General features: G+C 38.4%; 13 protein-coding genes. 3 read left to right on the top strand and 10 right to left on the bottom strand.

Annotation, left to right across the window (positions count from 1 at the left end; translation table 11 throughout):
• Positions 1 to 52 precede the first annotated feature (52 nt).
• The 5 genes from A3EE_RS0101020 to gpmI form a co-directional block, all read right to left on the bottom strand.
• On the bottom strand, positions 53 to 2035 hold the full coding sequence (locus A3EE_RS0101020; protein WP_018341558.1) for an OmpA family protein: 1983 nt from the start codon (positions 2033 to 2035) through the stop codon (positions 53 to 55).
• A 56-nt stretch (positions 2036 to 2091) separates the two neighbouring features.
• Positions 2092 to 2607 carry a 5-(carboxyamino)imidazole ribonucleotide mutase gene (purE, locus tag A3EE_RS0101025; RefSeq protein ID WP_018341559.1) on the bottom strand — a complete coding sequence of 172 codons (516 nt, stop codon included), beginning with the start codon at positions 2605 to 2607 and terminating at the stop codon, positions 2092 to 2094.
• The gene (locus tag A3EE_RS0101030; protein ID WP_018341560.1) at positions 2604 to 3743 is read right to left on the bottom strand and encodes a 5-(carboxyamino)imidazole ribonucleotide synthase; all 1140 of its coding nucleotides are present in this window, start codon (positions 3741 to 3743) and stop codon (positions 2604 to 2606) included. Before A3EE_RS0101030 ends, purE begins: the two co-directional genes overlap by 4 nt.
• Before the next feature lie 258 nt (positions 3744 to 4001).
• Positions 4002 to 5213 (bottom strand): porin, encoded by a 1212-nt coding sequence (locus A3EE_RS0101035; RefSeq protein ID WP_026209525.1) that lies wholly within the window; start codon positions 5211 to 5213, stop codon positions 4002 to 4004.
• Positions 5214 to 5783: 570 nt separating this feature from the next.
• Positions 5784 to 7304: a 2,3-bisphosphoglycerate-independent phosphoglycerate mutase gene (gene gpmI, locus A3EE_RS0101040; RefSeq protein WP_018341562.1), complete on the bottom strand. Its 1521-nt coding sequence runs from the start codon at positions 7302 to 7304 to the stop codon at positions 5784 to 5786.
• A 279-nt stretch (positions 7305 to 7583) separates the two neighbouring features.
• On the opposite strand from gpmI, the gene A3EE_RS0101050 reads away from it, so the two are divergent.
• The 3 genes from A3EE_RS0101050 (at position 7584) to A3EE_RS0101060 (ending at position 9612) form a co-directional block, all read left to right on the top strand.
• Positions 7584 to 8012 (top strand): DUF4783 domain-containing protein, encoded by a 429-nt coding sequence (locus A3EE_RS0101050; protein WP_245553787.1) that lies wholly within the window; start codon positions 7584 to 7586, stop codon positions 8010 to 8012.
• A 154-nt stretch (positions 8013 to 8166) separates the two neighbouring features.
• Positions 8167 to 9024: a carboxylating nicotinate-nucleotide diphosphorylase gene (gene nadC / locus A3EE_RS0101055; protein WP_018341565.1), complete on the top strand. Its 858-nt coding sequence runs from the start codon at positions 8167 to 8169 to the stop codon at positions 9022 to 9024.
• A gap of 105 nt (positions 9025 to 9129) precedes the next feature.
• Positions 9130 to 9612 carry a YcxB family protein gene (locus A3EE_RS0101060; RefSeq protein WP_018341566.1) on the top strand — a complete coding sequence of 161 codons (483 nt, stop codon included), beginning with the start codon at positions 9130 to 9132 and terminating at the stop codon, positions 9610 to 9612.
• 113 nt (positions 9613 to 9725) lie between these two features.
• On the opposite strand, the gene A3EE_RS21100 is transcribed toward A3EE_RS0101060, so the two are convergent.
• From A3EE_RS21100 to A3EE_RS0101085, 5 genes are all read right to left on the bottom strand, one after another.
• Positions 9726 to 15011 carry a glycosyl hydrolase family 8 gene (locus A3EE_RS21100; RefSeq protein ID WP_018341567.1) on the bottom strand — a complete coding sequence of 1762 codons (5286 nt, stop codon included), beginning with the start codon at positions 15009 to 15011 and terminating at the stop codon, positions 9726 to 9728.
• A gap of 144 nt (positions 15012 to 15155) precedes the next feature.
• A complete protein-coding gene (feoB, locus tag A3EE_RS0101070) occupies positions 15156 to 17246 on the bottom strand; it encodes a ferrous iron transport protein B (protein ID WP_018341568.1) in 2091 nt (696 codons plus the stop codon).
• Positions 17247 to 17263: 17 nt separating this feature from the next.
• Positions 17264 to 17494 (bottom strand): FeoA family protein, encoded by a 231-nt coding sequence (locus A3EE_RS0101075; protein ID WP_018341569.1) that lies wholly within the window; start codon positions 17492 to 17494, stop codon positions 17264 to 17266.
• A 154-nt stretch (positions 17495 to 17648) separates the two neighbouring features.
• Positions 17649 to 18266 (bottom strand): hypothetical protein, encoded by a 618-nt coding sequence (locus tag A3EE_RS0101080; RefSeq protein WP_157446821.1) that lies wholly within the window; start codon positions 18264 to 18266, stop codon positions 17649 to 17651.
• 44 nt (positions 18267 to 18310) lie between these two features.
• Entirely contained in the window at positions 18311 to 19105 is a 795-nt protein-coding gene (locus tag A3EE_RS0101085) for an RDD family protein (RefSeq protein WP_157446822.1), read from the bottom strand.
• Between the last annotated feature and the right edge of the window lie 43 nt (positions 19106 to 19148).

The raw sequence follows: 19148 nt of genomic DNA on the forward strand, positions 1-19148 counted from the left end.
CACAAACGAAATGCTCAAATGATTGATCCCTAGATTGATTAAAAATATGAAATCAATGATCAGAAATAATCACAATTTCTACTCTTCTGTTCTTTTTCCTGTTTTCTTCTGTATCGTTTGGTGCGATCGGCTTACTGCCTCCAAAAGCTTTTGTTGTAATGCGTTTTGCATCAATGCCTTTTTGTACAAAATATGCTTTTACCGCTTCAACCCTCGACTGCGATAATGCAATATTGAGAGCAGGGTCGCCTTGATTATCGGTATGCCCATCCAGTTCAATGGTAACTGCAGGATTGTTTTTTAATTCTTCCACTATTCGGTCCAATTCCGGATAAGACGTTTCGATCAGTTTTGCTGCACTTTGATAAAAAAATACATTATTCAATTCAATTTTCTGACCCGTTTCAATAGGAACCAATAATAGATCTACATGTATTTCATTGTATAAAGAATTTGTTTCGATCTTAATATTTTTATTAACAGAAAAATAACCCGGCACCTGCGCTCTGTATGCATAGGTATTACCACCAGGCAATACGATCTGATAACTGCCTGTTACTGCATTTGAATGTGCGATACCGATATTCATACCCGATGCTAAAATATCATATTCGATCTTCGCACCTATCGGTTTTTCTGTTTTCGCATCCAGTACACGTCCAATTACCATGGTTACAGGCTCCGGCTTAATCGAAGGCGCCAGTGCTATGGAATAGATATCCATCAGATTTGTTTTGTCTCTTAATGCATACGTGTACGCAACATCTCCCGAAGCCGGAATTGAAAAACTTAAATCGGCATACATGGTATTTACTTTCGGACCAAGATTTACGGGCGTTGTCCAGTTCAGCCAGGTATCATCCAACCGTTTGGTCATAAAAATATCATAACTTCCATAACCTAAATGTCCCTGTGAAGCAAAATAAAGTGTCTTGCCATCTGAGGCCAGATAAGGCGTGGCATCTGCCTGAAACGTATTGATCGTTTTCCCGATATTTAATGGTCTTGTCCACGTTTTATCGGCTTTGATGAAGCTTACATAAATATCCAGATCTCCATACGAATCCGGCATCTCCGTGCACATCAGCATGGTCTTCCCATCAGCAGCCAAAAAATAAGACACAAATGAAAATTCATTCAGGTTCACGAAGCCCTCTATAATCAAGCGTTTGGGAACTTCCCATCCATTCATTGTATATTCTGAAATGGATACACCATTGCCTGCAGTACTTCCATCCGCCTTGTATGTATTTGCGATCAGCAAGGTGTTTACATCCGGAGTAATGGAACTTACGAAGTTGTGTGCACTGTTATTTAAAGGCTTTCCGATGTTTTGAGCTTTTGCCCAATTCCCATTTGGAAGTTTTGTTGAATACCAGATATCTGTCGTTGTAGGGTCATCAATATTGTCTTTATCACCGACGCGGGCAAAATATAATATATTTCCATCGGATGAAATGATCGGATAAGTCTCTAATGACGAGCTGTTGATGGCATCACTTAAAGGCTCGGAATTTCCGATTAGTGTTGCATCCGGATTTAAATTTATTTTCAGATCTATGGGTGCTTTTGTCGAAGCAACTCCAATCGCATCTATGTAATTCCACCCCGTAGAATGTGTATTAGAGGCAGTAATGAGAAGTGCTACAACAGGCGACGATGTAGCTTTGATAGGAATGGATAATACTCTGCCTTTTTCCGATATTCCTTGCGGTTTTACTGAATAGACTTTTGTTGCTTTTCCTGATTTTTCAAAAATAGTTACGGATGAAATAGAGCCCGGATTATAAGATTCTATAATTACGATTTGCTCTGCAATGATCGGATCACAGAAGCCGACTTTAAGCGTTATGTGATCTGACTTATATCCTTTATTGTTTCCTCCGACGATCCAGGAGTTCGGGTTTGTCTGGGCTCCATAAGCCGGATACACTTCTGGAACGCCCAGTACCTTTTCCGGTGCATTTACTTTTCCGCTATGCGTTTCATTTGTTTCAAGAATTTTGCATGCCCAACGAACATTTTGTTGTGCCATGCAAAATTGAGAGAGAAGTAAAAATGATAGTAAAAAAAATCTCATGAAACATCGTTTTATTTTAACAAAGATCTGAAGCCGTTCTTATCAATCGTGGCAACCGACTCTTCTACTTTTGTTTTCAGTTCAATTTTATATGCCTGCAGTTTTTTCTGAACATCTGCATCAAACGCTCCTATGATCTGAGCCGCTATTATGCCCGCATTGGCAGCGCCATCCAGGGCAACCGTTGCAACCGGAACGCCGGAAGGCATTTGTAAAATTGACAATACCGAATCCCAACCATCGATTGAGTTGGATGATTTAACCGGAACACCTATTACCGGCAATGTTGTCAAGGCCGCAACCATGCCCGGTAAGTGAGCTGCACCGCCGGCACCGGCAATAATGCATTTCAATCCTTTTGCAAGTGCAGACTGTCCATATTCAACCATACGCTCCGGTGTTCTGTGGGCAGATACAATGGTCAGTTCGAATGGTATTCCAAATTTATCTAAGATATCAGCAGCTGCAGACATGATCTTCAGATCCGATTGGCTGCCCATAATAATACCTACTAATGGCTTGCTCATGCTTTAATTTTTATAAGTTGTTTTACCTGTTCAGATTTCTTTTTTAACCCCTCGATCGATTGATCCAGTATGGTAACGTGTCCCATTTTCCGGAAAGGTTTGGTAATTTTTTTTCCATATAAATGCGGATACACGCCTTCAATATTTAATGCATCTTCCAGACCTTCGAAAATGGCATTTCCCACATAGCCCGGTTCACCCAATAAGTTCACCATGGCTGCAGGGCAGTGCTGATTTGTTGCGCCAAGCGGCATGTTTAAAATTGCGCGCAAATGCTGCTCGTATTGTGATGTGTAATTTGCCTGTATGGTTTGATGTCCGCTATTATGAGGTCTTGGTGCAATTTCATTCACCAGAATTTCTCCGTCTTTGGTTAAGAACATTTCAACAGCAAGTATGCCTACCAGACCAATCTCATTGATTACTCCTTTGGCAATCTTCTCGGCTTTTTTATGAAGGTCTTCAGAAATTTCTGCCGGCGCAAACAAAAATTCAACTAAATTATGCACGGGATGGAAAACCATCTCAACCGTTGGAAATGCGGTGATTTCGCCGTCTGAATTGCGGGCAACAATAACACTCAATTCTTTTTCAAAATCGATTTTCTTTTCCAGTAAGCCGGGTTTATCAAAGCCTTTGGGAATATCCGCTTTTGTTTCGATTACCTGTACTCCTTTTCCATCATATCCCTCTTTGCCCAGCTTATGTACTGCAGGCAAAAGATCAAGATGATTTAGTATATCTTCTTTTTTATCTGTCAGAACAAATGGAGCTGTAGGAATATTGTGATTCAGATAAAACGCTTTTTGCAATCTTTTATCCTGAATCATTTCAATAATTTCAGGCTGCGGAAATACTTTCGTACCTTCTTTTTGAAGCCTCTTTAATGCTTCAACATTGACATTTTCGATTTCTATTGTGATCAGATCCATATCCTTGCCAAACTGATACACCGTATCAAAATCTGTCAGTGAACCGGTTGTAAAGCTGTTACCCCAGTTTTTGCAGGGAGCATCTGCATCCGGATCTAATACATGGATTTCAAGATTGTAATCAACTGCCGCCTGCAATAACATTCTTCCGAGCTGACCGCCACCCAGCATTCCAATCTTGTAGTCTGAATAAAAGTGTTCCATTTTTATCTTTAAGAATAACTCCAAAGATACGGAAAACTGTTTGTTTTGAGTTGTATTAGGTTGAAAATTCCAAATAACAAAAAACAAATTCCAAATGAGATATGATATGCTTGGAGTCTGGTACCTAGTAACTAGAGCCTGGCAACTCTTAAAAAAAACAAAAAGCCCAGCGCCGAGGGTGTTGGCGACTGGGCTTTTTAACTAACCAGATTAAAAAATTAACCGTATTTTTAGATATTTTTTGTCCGAAGACTATGATTAGAATGCGTAGATCGCAGCCATACCGATTGTTGGTTGGATGTTTGTTGCTTTAGCATCTGAAGAACCCGGATTTTTAACATATCCTTTGAATGCACCACCAAATTCATCGTTTACTTTTGCAACATCAATTCTGAATTCAGGCTTTAAGTTGAAGTGACCGTCCATAAATTTCAAGTCACCAGTTAATGTGAATTCACTTACTGTACAACCTTGACCGAATGTGCTAGAGATGTATCTTAAACCATCTTTATCGATGAAGTGTTCAGCACGTAATCCCAAACCGAAGAAGTCAGAGAATCTGTAGTCAGCATATAACGCTGCACCACCCCAAGTTCCTTTAGAATAACCATCTGCTTGAGTAGCATCAATTTTCAAGTTAGTACCAAAACCATATGCTGCGTTCAAACCTAATTTGAAGGCGTCAGTCAATTGGTAAGTAGTTGTTAAGTCAAATAAGTGAGATACACATTTTGTTCCGCCTGGAGGTGTTGTTCCGAATTTGTTAGAGATTGTTGGGAAAGACCATCCGTTTCTTTCATCACCACCGATGTAGTTTACATAGATGTTGAATCCGTCTGTTGGAGCAACATAAATTTGTGCAATCGCTGATTTTGTTCCGTTGAAATCATACATCTCATCCCAACCGTTTACAATACCGGCCATAATACCGAAGCTTTCAGAGATTTCATACGAAGCTTTAGCACCAGTATGGTAGAATGGACCGTTACCAAATAGGTAAGATAGAGAGTAGTTGTAGTTTAAAGGAGCATCGATCAATTCATAACCAACGTGCGTACCAAACTGACCAACTGTAACATTCAATTTATCTGTAAACATATAAGAGAAATATGCTTGCTTGATTGATATATCATTTGCACCTAAAACGTTACCGAAGTTACCTAAAACTGAGTTTGGACCGTAGGTAAGGTCCACAACTACTTCAGATTTATCTGTAGTGTAAGCAAACTTTGTTTGTGCTAAACCTAAAGAGAACTGGTTGTTCTTAATATCAAAGATACGACCTGGGTTTTCAGTAAATGTAAGACCTGGATCAGGTGTTGGATTGTTTAAGTTATATTGATAGTAAACATCTACGTAACCGGAGATCGTCAATTTTCCACTTTTTGTAGAATCTTCATTTACCCCTGCCTGAGATGTGAACGCTGAGAACAGTAAAGATGCCAGCGTAACGAGTGCAAATTTCTTCATAGTAATAATTCGTTTAGTTGGTAATAATTTGATAAAAGGGTTGGTTAATTTTTTTATGTCCTGTCTGAATACCGGGTTAGAATATTCATATCGTTCATGATGTAAACATAAGGCAAAATACAATTCCACGCAAATCTGAATTCTATCTAAAATCTAATATTTGTGTACTATTTCGCTTTAAAATGCCTTTATTATTGAAATAATACAATAGAATAATTATTAAACAAAATATTCAGAATTGCTACAAAATTAAAATAGTACAATTTTAGAGCATGAAAAAGCCTTTAAATAAGCGGCAAAAAATGTAATTCCAGTCGATTCTACGTGTTTTCCGGTATTGACACCTAAATATTGACCTTACATTATTCATATTTGTATGTTTTATTTAAAAATAAGTTAAAATTTTAACCACTTTTTTTAAAAAAAACATTTTTTTTTAATTTTTAGGCTAAAATTCAAACCAAAAAATTGAATTTTATATATTTTCGATGAAAAACAGTCTGGATTAGACAAAAAAAGTCCCGCCTGAAGAGCGGGACTTTAAATTTTAATCTGAATTTCGGTTTATTCTTATAAAACAGACTCTCCTGTCATTTCTTTAGGTTTAGTAACACCCATCAATTCTAATATAGTAGGAGCAAGATCTCCTAATTTACCATCCTTTAAAGGCTTATTATAGGCATTATCTATTAGAATACACGGAACAAGGTTTGTTGTATGGGCAGTATTCGGACTTCCATCTTCGTTGATCATGTAATCTGCATTGCCATGGTCAGCAATAACAATAGCTGTATAGCCATTTGCAAGAGCAGTAGTTACAACCGCTTCTGTACACCCATCAACAACTTCGCATGCTTTTACTGCTGCTTCAAACACACCTGTATGACCTACCATATCCGGGTTTGCAAAGTTCAATACAATAAAATCCGGATCCTTCGATTTTAATTCAGCAATGATCTTATCCTTGATTTCATTTGCACTCATCTCCGGAGCCAGATCATACGTTGCTACTTTTGGAGACGCAGCCATCAATCTTTTCTCTCCTTTAAATGGTTCTTCTCTTCCACCTGAAAAGAAGAATGTAACGTGCGGATACTTTTCTGTTTCAGCAATACGAATCTGCTTTTTACCTGCAGCTTCTAATACTTCACCAAGTGTGTTGCTTAAATTATCTTTATCAAAAATGACTTTAACATTATTAAATGTGTCGTCATAATTGGTCATGGTTACATAATACAGATCCTGCTTGAACATGTTTTGTTCGTGAAAATCTTTTTGTGTCAACGCCACTGTGATTTCACGTCCACGATCGGTACGGAAGTTAAAGCAGATCACCACATCCCCTTTTTCAATCTTAGCAAGAGGTTTGTCGCTGCCATCTACAATTACTACCGGCTTGATGAATTCATCTGTAACGCCTGCTGCATAAGAAGCTTCGATTGCTTTCACTGCGTCTGTGGCATGTTCGCCTTCACCATGTACCATTACATCATACGCCAACTTTACGCGTTCCCAACGATTGTCGCGATCCATTGCAAAATAACGACCTATGATCGAAGCGATCTTGCCAGTTGATTTTGCCATAGATTCCTGCAGTTCTTTTACAAAACCCAAACCACTCTTAGGATCGCAATCTCTTCCGTCTGTGAATGCGTGTACAAACACATCTTTCAAACCATATTGGTGTGCAATAGAGCAAAGTCCTTTAACGTGATTCACGTGCGAGTGCACGCCGCCATCAGAAACTAAACCTATAAAGTGTACTTTCTTGTTATTCGTTTTTGCATAATTGAAAGCATCTTTTATCGCAGGTTCATCAGCCAAGGTATTATTTTCTACTGCTAAATTAATTTTAACCAGATCCTGATATACAATACGGCCGGCACCGATATTCATGTGACCAACTTCTGAATTACCCATCTGGCCGACAGGTAAACCAACAGCCAATCCCGATGCTTCCAGCTTGCTATGCGGATATTTCAAAAACAGTGAGTCTACAAATGGTGTTTTAGCTGCAGCTATCGCTGAAACTTTTGGATTGGTTCCTAAACCCCATCCATCCAGAATCATTAAAATTACTTTCTTATTCATTATACCAGGTTCTTATGTTCTTATATATGTCTCTCAAAATTATGAATAAATTCTGTGAGAATTTGATATTCGTAGAAACTTTAAACAATAACACATCCCAATTGAATCCCGTATTCATATTTAAACACATTAATACTACGAATGCATTCATACACATTAATAAAATGTTTAATCTCTTACCAAATCTATTCCTCTATAAACATGGCTGTTATACCTTTAAGGAGAATAATCTCTCATAAAACCTCTTTTTGGCACTATTTTGGCTCTAACAAGCAGTATATGAATAAAATCCGGACAATAAGTTTTCTATTATCAGCAATACTGTTCGTTTTGTTGGTTCAAGTAAATGAGGTTCAGGCACAGACGTCACAATCTATGCCCGATGTTATAGAAAATATTCGTATATCCATTAAGATGGCTAACTCGAAAGAGTTAACTGCTTTTATGAGCGATATGGTAGAAATTCAACTTCCGGATCAAGACAGAAATAATTACAGCAAAACCCAGGCTGAATTTGTGATGCGTGATTTTATGAAAAAATATCCGCCTACAAATTTCACTTATATACATAAAGTACTTGATAAAGATGACTTTAAATTCACCATTGGTGAGTATGTATGTGCGGCAGGTACAATGCGGGTTACCATGGTGTTAAAACCGGTGAATGGTAAGTTTCTGATCGATTCCATAATAATAGAGCATAAGTAATTTCATGTAGTTTAGTTTATATAGTATATTTTCGCAAAAGTCCCCCGATCCCGATCCCGATAACTATCGGGATGGGACGGGGGACTTTTTGTTGCTACACAAAGAATAACTACCGACAGTATTCTTTTTAGTTATTATCCATTAATTTTGCCGGATGCAGTACACTTATTTAATGCCGGAACTTATTGATGCTTTCATTGACAATGCCTTAGCTGAAGATATCGGTGATGGAGATCATACCTCGCTTGCTTCGATCCCTGCGGGGCAAACGGGCAGAGCTCAGTTGATATTGAAAGACGAGGGTATTTTAGCAGGTATTGAAATAGCGAAACGCATTTTTGATCGTGTAGATCCTAATCTTGCTGTAACTGTAAATATGAAAGATGGCGATCGATTTACTCCGGGCCAAATTGCCTTAACTGTTAACGGTTCTGTGCATTCCATATTGGCTGCTGAGCGTTTGGTGCTAAATACCATGCAACGTATGAGCGGAATTGCCAGCTATACAAACTACTTGCAATCGTTGATCGCACATACTAAAGCAAAGTTATTGGATACACGAAAAACAACGCCCAATTTCAGAATGATGGAAAAATGGGCCGTTAAAATAGGCGGCGGCGTGAATCACCGTTATGGCTTATTTGATATGATCCTGTTGAAAGACAATCACGTGGATTATTCCGGTGGTATAAAACAAGCTTTAAAAAACAGTAAAGAATATATCCGCAAAACGAATAAGCCTTTAAAAATTGAAATTGAAACAAGAAATCTGAGAGAGGTTAAGGAAGCCCTTGAAGAAGGCGGTGCATTTCGCATTATGCTTGACAATATGAGCCCTGCCTTAATGAAGGAGGCGGTTACACTAATTAATAACACGGCAGAAACAGAGGCTTCCGGAGGGATCAATGAAGACACAATTGTTGCCGTAGCTGAATCCGGTGTAGATTTTATCTCTGTGGGTTCATTAAGCCATAGTTATAAAAGTAAAGACATGAGTCTGAAAGCTTACTAAAAAGCACATTCCTTCTATAAGACTTAGTTAAGCAAGATGATTTTTTTGCTTAACTTGCATCGAAATTCAAAATCGTAAATCCAGTACATTTAATATATAGTATTCATGATCGTTAAAACAAAAAGATACCAGCTGACGCCAAAAGAATTTATTAAAGCAGGCTTATGGTCTATTGCCAAAGAGCAATGGTGGTATGTTGTATTCCCATTTGTATTTGGTTGTATTGCCTTTTTATTGCCGGACGAAAAATGGTGGTTTATTATTCCTGCTATTTTAGCTGTGGCATTGTATACCTTATTCTGGTACATCCAATTCTTAGGTGCTACTCAAATGGAGCAGGCCAAAATGATGTTTGAGAAAATGAGCTACGAAATTGATAGTCGTCAATTACTTATTAAACTAAATGAAAAACAAGGAAGCCCTGTGAAGTGGGATATGTTTAAAAAAGTTTATAAGAGAAAGAATGATTTCTTATTTATCATGGGCAGAGGTCAGTTTTTACTTCTTCCATATAAAATATTCACAACAGATAATGATTTAAAATTTGTTGAATCTATTTTAAACAGAAAAGAATTGATTCAAAAATAATCCTTCTTCTACATAGCATATAAACAAAGAGCCTTCCGTTAATTAGCGGAAGGCTCTTTGTTTATATGGCTTATATCTTACCGAACTAACAGATTTTATATCTGTCATTAAATTTAATATTTAACAATTCTGTTCATTGCGGATTTGTCATCCCACTGAAGCATCAATTGGTAAACACCTGCTGCAACATCTGTTTCAATCTGCACTGCAGCGCCTGAGTATTCAATGATGCCTCTGCGTACAACATTTCCTGTAGCATCAATAAGCATATATGATACATTTGTAGTGACTGACGTATTCATGTCAATTGTTATTGTACCGTTACATGGTATCGGATAAACGGAAACTACTGTTTCTGTTGAAGGAAGTGTTACAGGCGTTGCCGGACCAACTACCACCGTTGTGGTTATCGTTGATGTCTGTGACGCAGGATTAGTTTCTTTCACAGTAACGGATCCGCTTGATGATCCGAAATTCACCACAATAGAATTTGTATTTTGTCCGCTAACAATTGTTGCACCCGCAGGAACAGTCCAAACATAGGTCATTCCCGGTTGGTCTGTAACAGAATATGTTACGTTGGTTTGATTAGCTGTTACGTTTGTTGGACCTGTAATACTTGTATCAAACGTTGGATATGGACTTACTGTAATGGTAATGCTTGATGAGTTTACTGTAGGCGCTGTTACACAGCCTGCATTTGAAGTCATGATAACACTTATTGAAGTGCCGTTTGTTAATGTGCTTGATGAGAAGGTTGCATTTGTTGCTCCGGATATTTCATTAATACCATTTCTCCACTGATAGGTGGGCGCAGTGCCTCCATTCGTTGGTGTTGCTGTAAATGTAAGCGTTTGTCCGGCATATGCATTGCTGGTTGGAGAAACAACAATATTTACAGATGCTGTTAAAGACGAACTAACATTCATTGTTACAGATGCTGAAGTTGCAGTATTGCTTGTTCTACAAGTTGCAGTAGAAGTCATTACTACACTGAATTGATCATTATTTGCAATCGATGAAGTTATATATGTAGCACCCGTTGCGCCGGAAATATCACTGCCGTTTTTTCTCCATTGATACGTTGGTGTTCCGCCATTCGTGGGAGTTGCTGAGAATGTAACAGAAGTGCCCGCACAAATGGTTGTTGCATTGGCAATGGCTGAAACACCAGGTGTAACACTTGCATTAACCACCATCGTAATCTGAGAAGATGTTGCAGTATTTGTCGTTCTGCAAGTGGCAGTAGAAGTCATTACTACACTAATCTTATCATTATTAACGCTTGATGAAGTTGTGTATGTGGATGTAGTCGCACCGGATATATTGCTTCCGTTGTTCAACCATTGGTAGGTTGGAGTGCCACCATTTGTTTGTGTTGCTGTGAATGTAACAGCAGTGCCTGCACAAACAGTTGTTGCGCTGGCTCCTATTAAAACACCTGGTGTAACACTTGCATTTACAGCCATTGTTATTTGATTCGATGTTGCAGCATTTACTGATCTGCAATTCGCAGTAGAAGTCATTACAACATCAAATACATCTCCATTCGAAATCACCGAAGTTGAATAGGTTGCTGATGTTGCGCCTGAAATAGCTGCCGTGTTTTTTCTCCATTGATAGCTTGGAGTGCCACCGTTTGTTGGTGCAGCTGTGAATGTAACAGCAGTTCCTGTACAAATCGTTGTTGTGCTTGTACTTGCAATTACGCTTGGCGTAACACTCGTTGTAATTGTAATTGTTACCTGATTTGAGTTTGCAGTATTCGCTGATCTACAATTGGCAGTAGAAGTCATTACAACATCAAATACATCTCCGTTGGAAATCACCGAAGTTGCATACGTTGCTGAGGTCGCTCCTGAAATTGCTACTGTATTTTTTCTCCATTGATAGCTTGGCGTACCACCGTTTGTTGGTGTTGCTGTGAATGTAACAGCAGTGCCAGTACAAATTGTTGTTGCATCTGCAGCGGCAGCTACATTTGGTGTTACACTTGCTGTTACCGTCATCGTCACCGGATTTGAGGTAGCAGTATTTGCTGATCTGCAATTCGCAGTAGAAGTCATTACAACATCAAATACATCTCCATTCGAAATTACCGTAGTTGAATAAGTCGCTGATGTCGCTCCTCCAATGGCCGTGGAATTTTTTCTCCATTGATAGCTTGGCGTGCCACCATTTGTTGGTGCAGCTGTGAATGTAACAGACATTCCTGTGCAAATCGTTGTTGTGCTTGTACTTGCAATTACGCTTGGAGTAACGCTTGCTGTTACCGTCATGGTTATCTGATTGGAATTTGCAGTATTTGCCGATCTGCAATTGGCAGTAGAAGTCATTACAACATCAAACACATCTCCATTCGAAATTGCTGTAGTTGAATAAGTCGCAGATGTAGCTCCTGAAATAGCTACAGTATTCTTTCTCCATTGATAGCTTGGTGTGCCGCCGTTTGTTGGTGTTGCTGTGAATGTAACCGTAGTTCCTGCACAAATGGTTGTTGCATCTGCAGCAACCGCTACACTAGGGGTTACACTTGCTGTTACCGTCATCGTCACCGGATTTGAGGTAGCAGTATTTGCTGATCTGCAATTCGCAGTAGAAGTCATTACAACATCAAACACATCTCCATTCGAAATTGCTGTAGTTGAATAAGTCGCAGATGTAGCTCCTCCAATGGCCGTGGAATTTTTTCTCCATTGATAGCTTGGCGTGCCACCATTTGTTGGTGCAGCTGTGAATGTAACAGAAGTTCCTGTACAAACAGTAGTTGCGCCTGTGCTTGCAATTACTATTGGAGTAACGCTTGCTGTTACCGTCATGGTTACTTGATTGGAATTGGCAGTATTTGCCGATCTGCAGTTGGCAGTAGAAGTCATCACAACATCAAATACATCTCCGTTGGAAATTGCTGAGGTTGCATACGTTGCTGTTGTAGCTCCTGAAATAGCTACAGTATTCTTTCTCCATTGATAGCTTGGTGTGCCGCCGTTTGTTGGTGTTGCTGTGAATGTAACCGTAGTTCCTGCACAAATGGTTGTTGCATCCGCAGCAGCAGCTACACTTGGTGTTACACTTGCTCCCACAGTAATTGTACTTGAACTGCTTGTGCCATTTCCACACGTATTCGTTGGCGTAACGGTAACACTACCGCCCGCTGTTCCAAATGTTACTGTAATAGAATTTGTATTTGTTCCTGCTGTGATGCTTGCGCCTGTTGGTACTGCCCAGGTATATCCGGTTGCTCCTGAAACGGTGGTAATAGAATACGTAACTCCGGCTGTACCTGCGCATGTTGTTGTGGTTCCAGTTATAGCCCCGGCAGCAGAAGGCAATGTACAAGCAATTCCTTTTAATATTACTGTTCCCATATAAGATGGGTTTGTCCAGGCCTGATCGGCAGACTGTGCCCATGAAATTTTACCATCACGGGCTCCTCCATCATCGTCGTCATTAACGGCAACATCAAAACCTACAAGCTGATTAACTGCCGGAGAACCTGTTAATGTTGACCACGGGAAACGCATCTCCATAACATAGCCTGTTGCATTATCAACTTTTGCGAATGATACTCCTGTTATCTTACTGTTTTTTTCATAGATCGTATTGTCATTCCATCTGAATGTATATTGAAAATCATTCGTACCATACGTACTAGCCTTATTGTTTCCAATATCAAAGAATACTTCAACAGCATCGTCGTTATAATAATCTGTTCCGGCATTGTTTGTTTTAACATCATCCGTAACATTTACAAGTAAATAAAAATACGTTGCATCCCACATGGCTTTGTAGTTTGCAGACAAATCAGATGAGCCGCTTATTGTTCCACCAATTAAACTGTTTAGTGAAGCGGATGTATTTGAACCTCCCCAGATTGCTTCAGCCGTACCATCCATTACTGGTGCAGTAGAAGTTTGATATACAGATTTTATTACTAAAACAGGAATGGATGATGTCGCAGCTGTTTCACTAGCAGTGTTATATGCTTTGGCAACAATCTGATTTGTACCAGCTGGTGCAGTTGTCCATGAAATTGTATAGGGCGATGAAGTTGCAGTACCAATCAATACTGAACCATTATAAAACTCAACTTTAGAAATTGTACCATTTGTTGTTGAAGCTGTTGCAGTTAATGTTATTGCATCTCCTTCATTAAATGTTTGTCCGGTTGTAGGAGCCGTTAACGAAACGCTTACTGTTGCAGGTGCTGCATTACATGGCTTCCAAAAATTTCCTGTTTGTATAAACAGTGAAATTACTCGAAGTGTATTCCCGAAATATCTAGGCAATGCATCCGTTGTAGCAACTGTTTTGGTATACATGCTGTTCATTATCGTTTGGTATGTAGCATTAGAGCCACAAATACCTGCAGCATACATAGAGGAGAATGTTGCTTCATTTGTTGTAGTAGTTCCACCTGCCTGAGGTACCGGACCACTTGCATTCGCTCCTTTGCCATTTACATACGCAGCAATAGGAATACAGAAGTTTGTTTGTGCTGTAGCGTTGCCGTTCCACAATACATCTGTAGCCATTCTCCATGGATTACGACACGCATCGTATCCATATTCATTACTCCCATTACAGCTATTAGGAGCACCACTAACGTCAGACCAGTTACTTATTAACCCAGTAGTAGTATTTCTATTTGCATTTAACAATGCATATGCTGCAGGCACTACATTCGTGTTCCAAAATGTAGCTTGACTCGCAATGTGAACGGCAAACTCTCTATAGTATGCTGGTGATTGATAACCAGGGTTACGGCACGAGCTTCCGAATCCCCATCCGTCTCCGTTGATTGCCTGATAATTTGTATTGTGAATTTCAGTATTTTTAATTGCCGTGATTAACGTAGTAGCTTCGTTTGCATAATTGTACGGACTGGTTGCAGAAGGCCATTGGCATTTAGCGATCAATAATGCCATAGCAGCATCTAAGTCTGCATCCGTTGCACCACCGCTTTGATCAGCCGTGCATGCTCCCGTTCTCCAATTCATTAGACCATTCCCGTTTGAATTTGCTTTGTAATAACCCCACAAACCATCAAACAACGTTTTATCTCCAGCGTATGCAGCGATCAACATCCCATATCCAATACCTTCAGAAACAGTTTGAGTTGGGGTGTCAAACTTTACTCTAAAATTTGAGCCGCAGGCAACAACATAATTCGTTTTCCATGTATTGTATGCATCCGCAGCATCCTGTGACTTACCAAATTGGTTTGTACTTAAATCATATGTTCCTGTTGGAAGATTGGTAGGCAAAATACCATTCCCGTATGGATTCGCAACTGTACTGATTTTAGAACCAAATGGAATTGCCGGACTGCCGGAATTGATCTGACCAAAAACTGTTAGTGTTGCAAATAGAAAGGAGATGAATGTTACTATTCTCATATAAAGTGTGAATTATCCACACTAAGATACGAAAATTCGAACAGCCATTATTTGTTATGTAATAAAAATTAGTAAATAAATCCAATTATTAACATTGCATGAATAAGGATTTTATTAAAGATGAGCGTATTAGCTAAAAGCGAATTATTTAAAGAACTGATAGAAAAGCAGACTGCTGCTGTAGGCCAAAAAAGACATATAGAAAAACTGAATAATAGGCCATTTCCAACCCTTTGTTTCTCTATAAACAATAGCAATTGTACTCATGCATTGCATGGCAAATAAATAAAAAAGTAAGAGTGATCCGGCACGGGCTGCTGTATAAAAAGGATCTCCGTTTTGATCCACCTGATTTTTCATCGATTCCCGTACAGATAATTCATCATCTGAATTTCCAACGCTGTATATCGTTGCCATTGTTCCCACAAAAACTTCGCGTGCCGCAAAAGAAGTGATCAGCGCTATTCCTATTTTCCAGTCATAGCCTAACGGCTTTATAACCGGCTCAATAAACTTTCCAAAATGCCCTGCATATGAAGCCTCTAATTTTGCAGAAGCAACTTTGTTCTGATATGCTTCTATATGTATTGTATCCATAGGGACAGACTGTTCAGCATGAAGCATTGCTTCTTTTGGACCAAACGTTGCAAGCACCCACAAAACAATTGAAATTGCCAGAATTACTTTCCCTGCTTCGAATGTAAATGTTTTAACCTTTTCAATGATGGATGTTGAAACGTTTTTAAATCGAGGTAATTTGTAAGTCGGAAATTCCATAATAAAATAGGTCTTAAATTTCCCACCCATCCATTTATGCAGAAACCATGCGCTAAGCAAAGCCATCGCAAAGCCCAATAAATAAAAGCCCATCAAGGCTATACCTTGCAAATTAAATATTCCTAATACTGTTGTGTCCGGTATCATCAATCCGATAAGCACTGTAAACACAGGTATACGTGCAGAGCAGCTCATCAATGGCGTAACCATGATTGTTATCAAACGTTCTTTCCAGGTTTCAATACTACGTGTCGCCATAATAGCTGGCACAGCACAGGCAACACCTGAGATCAAGGGCACAACACTTCTTCCGCTTAATCCAAACGGGCGCATGATCTTATCCATCATAAACATGACGCGCGTCATGTATCCGCTCTCTTCAAGTATAGCGATGAATGCAAATAAAAATGTTATTTGAGGAATGAATATCAATACACCCTGAAGACCGGACAGAATTCCTTCGTTTACAAAATCACGCAAGTATCCTTCCGGCAATAACGAAGAAATAAAACCTTTTAATGCGCCAAAGCCTGAATCAATCCACTGCATAGGCATTTCAGACCAGGCGAAAATAGATTGAAAGATCAAAAATAAAATTCCTAAGAAAATTAAATATCCCCAGATCTTATGTGTAACAATCCGATCCACATTATTTGACCAGCGAACTTTTCCCTGACGTGCATCTTCACTCATCACTTTATGAATAATGGTGTGAATGCTTTCATATCGTGCAAGTGTTTCCCGATACTGCAATGAGTTGCTTTGAAGATGATGCTTTTCAACTAAATCTGAAATATCTTTCTTTTCTTCTTCAGTTAAAATTTTTGTTTTCTTATGCTGATGTGCTAACAGCAAAGCCATGTAATCGCTTTTAATCTTAAAACGATTGCGTATATATGCAACAACGGGTTGGGCTACTTCTGCAGATTTATAAAAAATATCAGGAGCCACATGTACCGGACAAACCAGTGCAGCTTTGAGAGAGTCTATTCCTTTTCCTGTTCGTGCATTGATCTCAACTATGGGAACATTTAGTTCTTTTTGTAAAGCAACAAGATCGAAATCCAATCCATCTTTCTGTGCCAGATCCAGCATGTTCAATGCAAGAATAACTGGAAAGCCTAGATCTTTTACCTGAGTAAATAATAAAAGATTGCGCTTAAAATTTGACGCGTCAATTACTACAACTAAAATATCCGGTGCTTCATTCCGAAGTGCTTCTATCAGATAATCGAACACAACTTGTTCATCCAACGATCGCGGATAAATACTATAGGTGCCCGGTAAGTCAATAATGTCAGCCTGTACGGCTGCACTAAGAGTAGATACCCCTGTTTTTTTATCAACCGTTACACCGGGAAAATTTCCTATTTTTTGATTCAGCCCAGTTAAATAATTGAAAAGAGAAGATTTGCCTGCATTGGGGTTGCCAATTAATGCTACTTTAAGTCTTTTCATCTTGAGCTATAGAATAATTAAGAAAGTAAAATTGTTGAAGCCTCTTCTAATCGCATAGAAAGGTTGTATCCGCATACTTTTATGCAAATCGGATCACCTAAAGGCGCTTTGCGATCCAATTCAATTTCACAGCCTGGCAAACAACCCATTTCTAAAAGCTTCAAAGAAGTTTCTTCATCGGTAAAACCACAAATCGTTCCTTTTTCTCCTATGCGTAAATCTGCAACCGTTTTAACTGGTTCGGCCATTCTTATTTAGAATTAATTTAAACAAAGGTACAATCCAAAGACGTGCCCTGCAACTCAAAACAGCTATAATTTGCATGTTCTCTTTACATTGTTCATATCAAGAGCATTAGAATCGTTTGGCTGGATTTATATAAAAAATTTCTACTCTTAACTTTTACTGTGAGACATGATATCGGATCAAGTTCCATACCTGACCATTATACAGTTCTTTGCGCACTAAGCCAATATGGTTTGCATAATACCATCTTTTTGCATGATTGGGGTATTGTTGGTAAAAGCTTAAGAAAACTTTAACGTGATGGAATGTTTCTTGGAAAGAAATACTATTTCTTTTTTCTTCGTAGTAAATATTATAGGTATAGTCTGGTGCGGTACCAATTTCCCCATCAAAATAAGTGATGCCGGGATTTAAAATGGGTGGTACAGTTTCCGCATACATTGCTTTTGTTTCACCAGAAGGTATATATCCTTTGAAAAAAAGAGTACTCTGGTTTAAAGATGAGTGTTTCCATTCTTCTAAGTATTGATATTTCATTGTACCATCTATTTCTTCAATAAAAGAAAACTGATGCCTAACCAAATAAATACTGTCAATCGTTTTGCTCGCAGAATCTTCATACACCCAATAGCTTCCTGTGTTAAAGACTGTATAATTTTTAAAGTCCTGACTGAAACCGTAAGTAGTCACAGGTCTACTCCGATCGCAGGAAATACATGTTACACAAATCAAAAGTATTATAAAACGAATTGAAAAATAGTTATTCTTAATCATGAAAATATAATTTAAAATACTAATCAATTTTATACGGCATGTATTTATACTTCTTTTTTTAAAAGAACCACTCTTGTTTTAGATATCAAATCATGCCATCCCTTATTGTTAAAACATGTAAAAGCTTCAAATGGAATAAACCTGCATAACGTCCTCGTTAGAATCGCTGTAAACCTATTCCCGTCATATTCAACAAAAGAGTTGTTATGCAATTTCCCTATGGTTTGAAGGAACAGAGATTCCAAAACGAAATAATACAGGAAAGTATTCAAAAAGAAAAGTATCTGAATACTTTCACGTTGCGTGAAGAAATCCAGCAAAATAAGGTCTCGTTGAAAATTGCTAAAATGTGAAAGTGTAAAAAATGAAATAAGAGCGAAATCAATAATCCAATTGATAAACCGCGCCTTTGGAATTGCTGGTGCTGCAGTATTCGTTTCTTTTTTTTCTGTTCTATTAAAAAAATAAATGCATACCAAAATGACAAACCCGGCATTGAGAATAAATAATGCATACCCATGCCAAGTTTCACCATGAAGTAGATGTAAATGGGATAAATTAGAGTTTTCCTTACTTAACAAAAGCAGTAAATACCAAAAGATATTTACAATCACTGAATAAAAAATTGAAAGCTTAAACTCATCTACCAATTCAATACTCTTGCGTTTAATAAGTTTATAGATACCAATAAACGTTACTATATAAATTGTAGCTCTTAACAATAATTGGATATACCAATAGATATCTCCCACAGAGGTATTCGGTTGTTTTGCGCATTCATACATTTCATAACATAGCACTGCTTGAAAAAATATATCTACTGCTGTAAGTAAAACCAAAAGAAACACGATTGTCTTTTCTAAGTTCATTTACTTTAAAATT

Source organism: Cytophaga aurantiaca DSM 3654, from assembly GCF_000379725.1.
GTDB lineage: Bacteria > Bacteroidota > Bacteroidia > Cytophagales > Cytophagaceae > Cytophaga > Cytophaga aurantiaca.